The organism is Micromonospora sp. NPDC051296 (assembly GCF_040682255.1).
Classification (GTDB): Bacteria; Actinomycetota; Actinomycetes; order Mycobacteriales; family Micromonosporaceae; genus Micromonospora; species Micromonospora craterilacus.
Window position 1 is genome coordinate 1 of the sequence record NZ_JBFBAO010000360.1, and the last position, 7,086, is coordinate 7,086.

The window sequence follows — 7,086 nt, forward strand, 5'->3', positions numbered from 1 at the left end:
CAGCAGAAGAAGCGACCGGACACCTCCACCCCGTGTCCGACGATCTTGATTTGGCAGTGTTCGCAGATTGGCGCCAGCTTGTGCACGGCGCACTCGAAGCAGTCGAAGGTGTGCACGTCGCCACTGACCGTACGCACCTCGAACGCCAGCCAGTAGTCGTTGCCGCAGACCTCGCACGTTGCCACGATGCATCCCCCCGGAAGTCGATGTTTCCCCCAGCGTGCGGCATGTCAGGGGCGGACCCGGGCGAAACGGCGTAGGTCGCCCGGGGATGACGGCGTGTCGGCCCCGCGTGTCGGCCGTTGTACCAGGTGACCTGACCGTGCCGCCGAACTCGCCGTCGCGCCAGGGCGGCCTGGCCGGCGCGTGTAGCGGGTATCGCGAAACCGGGAGGAAGACGATGATCAAGCGCTACCGACTCTTCGGCAGCCAGACCCGGGTCACCTTCTGCCTTCCCCGGGGCGCCCCGCCCGGCACGGTCAGCGTGGTCGGCTGCTTCAACGGCTGGACACCTGGCCAGCACGAGCTGGTCGCTCGCCGTGACGGCACCCGGACGGTGACTGTACGCCTCGGTCCGGGGCGTTACCGCTTCCGTTATCTGGCCACGGGCGGGCTGTGGTTCGACGACGAGTCCGCCGACCGGGTGGACGACCAGGGCGGCGTGCTGGTGCTGTGATCTTCGGTCGTCTTTTATTGACGGTGGTCTTTACTGTTAACAAGGTTTAAATTATGTTGGTGGCACCTCACCAGGCAACACGCCCGCGAAGGAGCTGCCACCATGCGCCGAAGATTCACCCTTCCGCTCGTCGCGACGGGCGCCATGCTCGCCACCCTGGCCGTCGCCACCCCGGCCCAGGCCCACGGCTACGTCTCGTCGCCGCCGAGCCGCCAGGCGCTCTGCGCCCAGAAGCGGGTCCCCGACTGCGGGCAGATCCAGTGGGAGCCGCAGAGCGTCGAAGGCCCCAAGGGGCTGCGCAACTGCCACGCCAACATCGCGCACTTCGCCGTCCTCAACGACGACAACCGGGGCTGGCCCGCCACCTCGGTCGGCACCACCGTGACGTTCACCTGGGTCAACACGGCCATGCACGCCACCCGCGACTGGGAGTACTTCATCGGCAACACCCGGGTCGCGGTGTTCTCCGGCGGCGGGCGCCAGCCCGGCGCGACCGTGTCGCACACCGTCAACCTGTCCGGCTACTCCGGCCGGCAGAAGCTGCTGGCCGTGTGGAACATCTCCGACACCGCCAACGCCTTCTACTCCTGCGTGGACCTGCAGATCGGTGGCGGCGGCGGTAACCCGACGCCCAGCCCGAGCCCGACCACTGCGCCGCCGTCGCCCACCCCGACGGCTTCGCCGACCACCAACCCGCCGGCCGGCGGCACCTGGACCGCAGGCCGCGCGTACGCCGTCGGCGACCAGGTCACCTACGGCGGGCGTACGTACCGCTGCCGGCAGGCGCACACGGCCATCGCAGGGTGGGAGCCGCCGAACGTACCGGCGTTGTGGAGCCTGGTCTGACCAGCGGGAGGTGCGGTCGGGCCCGGCCCGCGCCGCACCTCCCGCCGGCCCACCGTGCCCGCCCGGTGGTACGCCTCGTGCCCGCCGTCCTCAGGGTGCCTGCCGTGCCCCCCACGCGCCCGTTGTCTGCCGCGCACCCGTTGCGCGGTGTGCGCCCGTTGCCCGGCGAGCGCGCGGTGCCCGGCGGTTCTGGGTTGCCCGGCGGGCCTGCGGCGGGCGGGCCTGCGGTGCCGGGTGGGCGTGCGGTGCTTGCCCTGCTCGCCGTGCTGCTCGCCGCCGGATGCGGCGGTACCCCGGCACCGACGGCCGGCGGTACCCCGGCCCCACCACCCGCCGCAGGCGCGCCGGTGCCTGCCGTTTCCGGTGGGCCGGGAACCGCCGAGATGACCGGCATCGACCTGCTGTTCCTGTCGATGATGGCCGGGCACACCGAGCAGACGCTGGAGATCGTCCGGCTGGTCCAGGACCGGCTGGCCGACACCGAACTGCGGACCCTGGTCGCCGCGATCGAGGTGACCGAGGCCGACGAGCTGGAGACCGCGCGTACCTGGTTGGCTCAGGCCGGGCGCAGCGCCCGGGCCGACGACCACACCGGGCACGGGACCGGCCCGGACCAGCTGGCGCGGCTGCGCGACGCCCCGGACGCCGACGTCGACGCGGTGCTGATCGAGGTGCTCCGCGCCCACCAGCAGGCCGCCGCCGACCTGGCCCGAGCACACCTGGCGGCCGGCAGCGACGAGCGGGTACGCGACCTCGCCCGGCGCGTCGAGCAGTCGCGTACGGCGCAGGTCGAGCTGATGGCCGCTCGCCCCGCAGCCCGGGGCTGACCGGGGTCAGGTGCCGCTGGGGTCCAGGCGGATGGAGAGCGAGTTCACGCAGTGCCGGGTGTTCTTCGGGGTGAAGCCCTCGCCGTGGAAGACGTGCCCGAGGTGGCTGTCGCAGCGGGCGCAGCGGATCTCGGTACGCCGCATGCCGAGGCTGTTGTCCTCGATCTCCTTGATCGCGCCGGGGATGGCGTCGTCGAAGCTCGGCCAGCCGCAGTGCGAGTCGAACTTGGTGTCGCTGGGGTACAACTGCGCACCACAGGCCCGGCAGCGGTACATGCCGGGCGTCTTGGTGTCGACGTACTCGCCGGTCCAGGCGGGCTCGGTGCCGTGCTCGCGCAGCACCCGGAACTCCTCGGGGCTGAGCCGGACCCGCCACTCGTCCTCGGTGCGGGGCAGTTCGCTGTCGGGAAGACTCACCCGCCAACGGTACGTCGAAGGTCGGACCCATCGCATATGGTCGCGCAATGGGTGGCACAAAGGCCGCGGCCGAGGAGATCGAGGTGGCCGGGCGCACCGTCCGGTTGTCGAGCCCGGATCGGGTGATCTTCCCGAAGCGCGGCTTCACCAAGGCGGACGTCTTCCACTACTACCTGGGTGTCGGCGACGGCATCATGCGCGCGCTGGGCGACCGGCCGACCACGCTGCAACGCTTCCCCGACGGTGTCGAGGGCGAGATGTTCTTCCAGAAGCGGGTGCCGACCCGCGGCGTGCCGCCCTGGGTGCGTACCGCGGAAATCAGTTTCCCCAGCGGGCGGAAGGCCGCGGAGCTGTGCCCGGCGGACCTTGCCCACGTGGCCTGGGCGGCGCAGATGGGCACCATCGTGTTCCACCCCTGGCCGGTACGCGCCGCCGACGGCGACCGCCCCGACGAGCTGCGGGTCGATCTGGATCCGCAGCCCGGCACCGACTTCGCGCACGCGGCGATCGCCGCCGGCGAGCTGCGCGCGATCCTCGACGAGCTGGGTGTGACCGGCTGGCCGAAGACCTCCGGCGGCCGGGGTGTGCACGTCTACCTGCGCATCCAGCCGCGCTGGTCGTTCGTGGAGGTGCGCCGGGCCACCATCGCGCTGGCCCGGGAGTTGGGCCGCCGTCGCCCCGACCTGGTCACCACCGCCTGGTGGAAGGAGGAACGCGGGGAGCGGGTCTTCGTCGACTTCAACCAGATGGCTCGGGACCGCACCATCGCCTGTGCGTACTCGCTGCGGGCCAACGCCCGGGCGACCGTCTCGACGCCGGTCACCTGGGACGAGCTGCCCGACGTCGACCCGGACGACTTCGACCTGCGTACCGTGCCGCAGCGGCTGGCGGAGCGGGGCGACCCGCACGCCGGCATCGACGACGCCGGGTGGGACATCACCCCGCTGCTGGAGTGGGCCGAGCGGGACGCCGCCGCCGGCGAGGGCGACATGCCGTACCCGCCGGACCATCCGAAGATGCCCGGCGAACCGAAGCGGGTGCAGCCCTCGAAGGACCGCGACCGCCCCCGCTGATCCGCCCGCCGCCGGCTCCGCCGGTTTCCCCGCGTTCCTGGATGCCCGCTTCGCCGCGTCCCGGACGTGCTGAACAGCAAGATCATGCTCGACCACGGATCGAGTGGCCTCGTCGCGACTTCGAGGCCACTCGATCCCGCATTGTGCGTGATCTTGCTTGGGACGAGGCTCGCCGTCCGCTGGCGGGCTAGGTGAGCCGGTTGGCCTTGAGGGTCTCGACAAAGGAGCACCACTGGGACGCACCGAACAGCAACGCCGGCCCCGCCACGTCCTTGCTGTCCCGTACACCCACGACGCCAGCGAGACTGTCCGCCACCTCGACGCAGTTGCCCTGAGCTGTGCTGCGGCTGCTCTTACGCCAGGTCACGCCGGTCAGGTCAGTCACGGTGCCTCTCCTTGATTCGCCGCATGAGCGCGCGGGATTCCTCGACGCTCAGCGCCTCGACGCTGAGCTGGTTCCAGACCTCGGCATATGCCCGAACCTCTGCCACCCGATCAAGGTATAGCGCGCCAGACAGGCCCTCGTTGTACACAGTTGTGGGCTCGGCTGACCTGGCACCACGCGTTGTGAAATCCAGGATTACGAAGTTGCCCGCCACGGCCACGTCGCTGAGCCTTCGGCCAAGTGGCAGCACCCGGATCGTCACGTTGGAAGCATCGCTGGCGGCGATCAGCTTGTCGATCTGATTGGTCATGCCCGGCATGCTCTTGTACAGCGAAGCTTCTTCCAGGATCGCGTCCAGCGCGGGAGCCGCCGGTCGTTTCCTGGTGAGGATGCGTTGACGTTCCAGCCGCAGTTCGACGTGCTTTGCGACCTCCTCGTCGGTGGCACCGCCGGATTGGGTCCGCGCTAGCTCCGCCACGTACTCAGGAGTCTGCAACAGCCCGGGAACCAAGGCGTGCTCGTAGGTGCGGAGGCGGGTTGCGGCGGACTCAAGCCCCACGTACAGCTGAAACCATCGGGGGATCACCTCACCGTAGGCGTGATACCAGCCCTTGCTCTTGGACTCCTTGGCGAGGCTGACCAGGACCTCAGACATCTCCGGTGAGGCGCCGTAAAGCCGGCACATCTGCTCGACGTCCAGTGCACGGATCGGAGTCTGGCCCGATTCGATCCGGTACATCTTGGCCCGCGACCATTCAAGATCTGAGGCGGCGGCTTCCAAGCCGATCCCGGCCTGCTCCCGGGTCTGGCGGAGCAGCCGCCCGAGTTCCCGCCGAGGCACTGTAGAGCCGACTTCAGCCATCGATCGTCTCTCCCGTCTCATCCTGACGCGTCGTGGGGCTTGCCGCGAGACGGCTTCCGCATCCTCAAACGAAAGAGCCGTCTCCAATTGACTGTCTCACGAGGAGTGTTGCACGGTCCATCGACCTTCCCGGATCGTGGCTGGTGAGGAGACGGTTGAACGCTGGCTTTGGGAGGTCCGAGGGTGCCCCGGTGGAAGTGGTTTCAACGGAAGGACGAACCGATCGACGTGGTGGAGCGGTCCGCCTATCCCGATCGGGCCGGTGCCTACGGCACCGGTCAGCCCGCCTGGAACGCCCCCACGGCGATCCAGCCTCAGCAGCGGCCGCTGATGACGAGGGCGGGGCTGTGGCGCTCCAGCCATGCGGTGCGGCCGCGCAACCTGGGGAACTACCGGTGAGTCGGGAGCAGGAGTTGTGGTCCGTGAAGGTGGCGGACCTGCCGGAGATCGAGGTCGAGAGCAAGGCGGAACTGCTGGTGCTCGTGTCGGAGGACGACGGTCCGATCGGCTGGGCGATCGTTTTGCCCGAGGGTGACTTTTGGCTGGTCCGGAACTCTGCCCGGACCATGACCCACGGTTCCAGCCTTTCGACCCTGACGACTTTCTGGGCCAGCGTCTTTGCCTGTGAGGTGGGACGACCTCGGCTGGTCGAGCCGTCGGCCGGCGACGGGATCAGAGACTGAGCTTCATGCCCTCGTGACTGGCGACGAAGCCCAGGTCGAGGTAGAAGCGGTGCGCGTCGCGGCGGCTCTTGTCGGTGGTGAGCTGCACCAGCCCGCAGCCGCGCTGCCGTGCCTGGTCGATCGCCCAGGCCATCATCTGTCGCCCCAGGCCCCGCCCGCGCTGGTCCGAGCGGATCCGCACCGACTCGACCAGCTGCCGCTCGACGCCGTGCCGCCCCAGCCCGGGGATGTAGGTGAGCTGCATGCAGCCGAGCACCTCGCCCCCGGCGTCGGCGACGACGAGCTGGTTGCGCGGGTCGGCGGTGATGTCCGCGAACGCCTTCTCGTAGGTGGCGTCGACCTCGCCGACGTCGCGGGTACGCCCCAGCACGTCGTCGGCGAGCAGGTCGAGCACGGCGGGCAGGTCGGCCCGGACCGCCTCACGGAAGATCACGTCGCTCATCCCGCGAGGGTCGCACAGCGGCGCGAACCGATGCGTGCGTCGGTCAGCCGGTACTCACGCTGCCGAACAATGCCACCGTCGTCCCTCCGCCCGCACACTCGGATGGGATCGGCGGATAGAGTCCGGGCGTTTGATCTTCGGCGAGCGGGGTGTCAAAGTAGCCGCCGCTGCCGCTGAACCGGTCGCCCACCGTGATCGCTCCAGCTTCTGGAAGCTGTACGCCCGCCCTGCCGTCCGTGAGAAGCGTTACCTCCGGCGGCCAGACCACCACGTACCCCTGCTCCCCTGTGCCCTGCACGATGAGGCATCCGCCGTCGCCGACCGCCAGCTGACCGCCTATTGCCGCGAGAAAATGCACCTCGGTGGCGGCAACCAGTGTCCGGAAGCCGTCGCCCTCCAGGATCTGATGCTTTCCGCTGGTCGGGCTCTGCGACGGTAGGGACGGTGACGGTGGCGCCGATGCTGGCTCAGCGGTCGGCCGTTGATGGTCACTGGCGCAGGCGGCCAGTGCCACCAGCAGGGCTGTAGCGAAGACAGCGATCCGCAGCATAGGGGCCAGTAGACCCGGCGCGCACCTGCTGTGCAACGCGACGTGCGGGTGCCTGAGCTGCGCGTTTCTGCTGGTCACGTAGGTCGACGACGTGAGGTTCTGGACGTTTACCCTGCACCCCGACCGGATCGCCGACCTCGCCGCCGGCTAGCCGCTGCCGAATGGCGGCCTTTGCGGATGGCGAAGGGCCGGCCCCGGGTTGGGGTCGGCCCTTCGTGGTGTTCAGGTTCGTCAGCTGGTGGCGGTGTAGCCGCGGGTGGCGATCCAGTTGGCGAGGTTGTCGACGCTCATCCGGTAGGAGGCGGTGTTCGGGTTCGCCGAGTCG

The 7,086-nt window shown here is 69.6% G+C and carries 12 protein-coding genes and 1 pseudogene; 6 read left to right on the forward strand and 7 right to left on the reverse strand.

Annotated features, from left to right (window positions below):
- A partial coding sequence (locus tag AB0M52_RS27820) for a Prokaryotic metallothionein (RefSeq protein ID WP_363959642.1) occupies positions 1-185 on the reverse strand: 185 nt, incomplete at its 3' end.
- A 215-nt stretch (positions 186-400) separates the two neighbouring features.
- Here AB0M52_RS27820 and AB0M52_RS27825 point away from each other — a divergent pair.
- The 3 genes from AB0M52_RS27825 (at position 401) to AB0M52_RS27835 (ending at position 2,349) form a co-directional block, all read left to right on the forward strand.
- On the forward strand, positions 401-676 hold the full coding sequence (locus tag AB0M52_RS27825; RefSeq protein ID WP_363959645.1) for an isoamylase early set domain-containing protein: 276 nt from the start codon (positions 401-403) through the stop codon (positions 674-676).
- A gap of 102 nt (positions 677-778) precedes the next feature.
- The gene (locus tag AB0M52_RS27830) at positions 779-1,522 is read left to right on the forward strand and encodes a lytic polysaccharide monooxygenase (RefSeq protein WP_363959648.1); all 744 of its coding nucleotides are present in this window, start codon (positions 779-781) and stop codon (positions 1,520-1,522) included.
- 104 nt (positions 1,523-1,626) lie between these two features.
- Positions 1,627-2,349 carry a DUF305 domain-containing protein gene (locus AB0M52_RS27835; protein WP_363959651.1) on the forward strand — a complete coding sequence of 241 codons (723 nt, stop codon included), beginning with the start codon at positions 1,627-1,629 and terminating at the stop codon, positions 2,347-2,349.
- A gap of 6 nt (positions 2,350-2,355) precedes the next feature.
- Here AB0M52_RS27835 and msrB read toward each other — a convergent pair whose 3' ends face one another.
- Entirely contained in the window at positions 2,356-2,766 is a 411-nt protein-coding gene (gene msrB / locus AB0M52_RS27840) for a peptide-methionine (R)-S-oxide reductase MsrB (RefSeq protein WP_363959654.1), read from the reverse strand.
- 47 nt (positions 2,767-2,813) lie between these two features.
- On the opposite strand from msrB, the gene ligD reads away from it, so the two are divergent.
- Entirely contained in the window at positions 2,814-3,839 is a 1,026-nt protein-coding gene (gene ligD / locus AB0M52_RS27845) for a non-homologous end-joining DNA ligase (protein WP_363959657.1), read from the forward strand.
- A 187-nt stretch (positions 3,840-4,026) separates the two neighbouring features.
- On the opposite strand, the gene AB0M52_RS27850 is transcribed toward ligD, so the two are convergent.
- Positions 4,027-4,224 carry a DUF397 domain-containing protein gene (locus AB0M52_RS27850; protein WP_363959659.1) on the reverse strand — a complete coding sequence of 66 codons (198 nt, stop codon included), beginning with the start codon at positions 4,222-4,224 and terminating at the stop codon, positions 4,027-4,029.
- Complete coding sequence (locus tag AB0M52_RS27855; RefSeq protein WP_363959662.1) at positions 4,217-5,086, reverse strand: helix-turn-helix transcriptional regulator; 870 nt, start codon at positions 5,084-5,086, stop codon at positions 4,217-4,219. Before AB0M52_RS27855 ends, AB0M52_RS27850 begins: the two co-directional genes overlap by 8 nt.
- A gap of 183 nt (positions 5,087-5,269) precedes the next feature.
- Between AB0M52_RS27855 and AB0M52_RS27860 the strand changes: the two genes are divergently transcribed.
- Together AB0M52_RS27860 and AB0M52_RS27865 are read left to right on the forward strand one after the other, a co-directional pair.
- The gene (locus tag AB0M52_RS27860) at positions 5,270-5,485 is read left to right on the forward strand and encodes a hypothetical protein (protein WP_363959665.1); all 216 of its coding nucleotides are present in this window, start codon (positions 5,270-5,272) and stop codon (positions 5,483-5,485) included.
- Between the two features lie 23 nt (positions 5,486-5,508).
- The gene (locus tag AB0M52_RS27865; protein ID WP_363959668.1) at positions 5,509-5,769 is read left to right on the forward strand and encodes a hypothetical protein; all 261 of its coding nucleotides are present in this window, start codon (positions 5,509-5,511) and stop codon (positions 5,767-5,769) included.
- Here the strand turns inward: AB0M52_RS27865 and AB0M52_RS27870 are convergent.
- From AB0M52_RS27870 to AB0M52_RS27880, 3 genes and pseudogenes are all read right to left on the reverse strand, one after another.
- Positions 5,759-6,211 (reverse strand): GNAT family N-acetyltransferase, encoded by a 453-nt coding sequence (locus tag AB0M52_RS27870; RefSeq protein ID WP_363959671.1) that lies wholly within the window; start codon positions 6,209-6,211, stop codon positions 5,759-5,761. The genes AB0M52_RS27865 and AB0M52_RS27870 overlap by 11 nt on opposite strands.
- Positions 6,212-6,254: 43 nt before the next feature.
- The gene (locus AB0M52_RS27875; RefSeq protein WP_363959674.1) at positions 6,255-6,761 is read right to left on the reverse strand and encodes a hypothetical protein; all 507 of its coding nucleotides are present in this window, start codon (positions 6,759-6,761) and stop codon (positions 6,255-6,257) included.
- Between the two features lie 231 nt (positions 6,762-6,992).
- A pseudogene (locus AB0M52_RS27880) lies at positions 6,993-7,086 on the reverse strand (phytochelatin synthase); the annotation flags it as partial.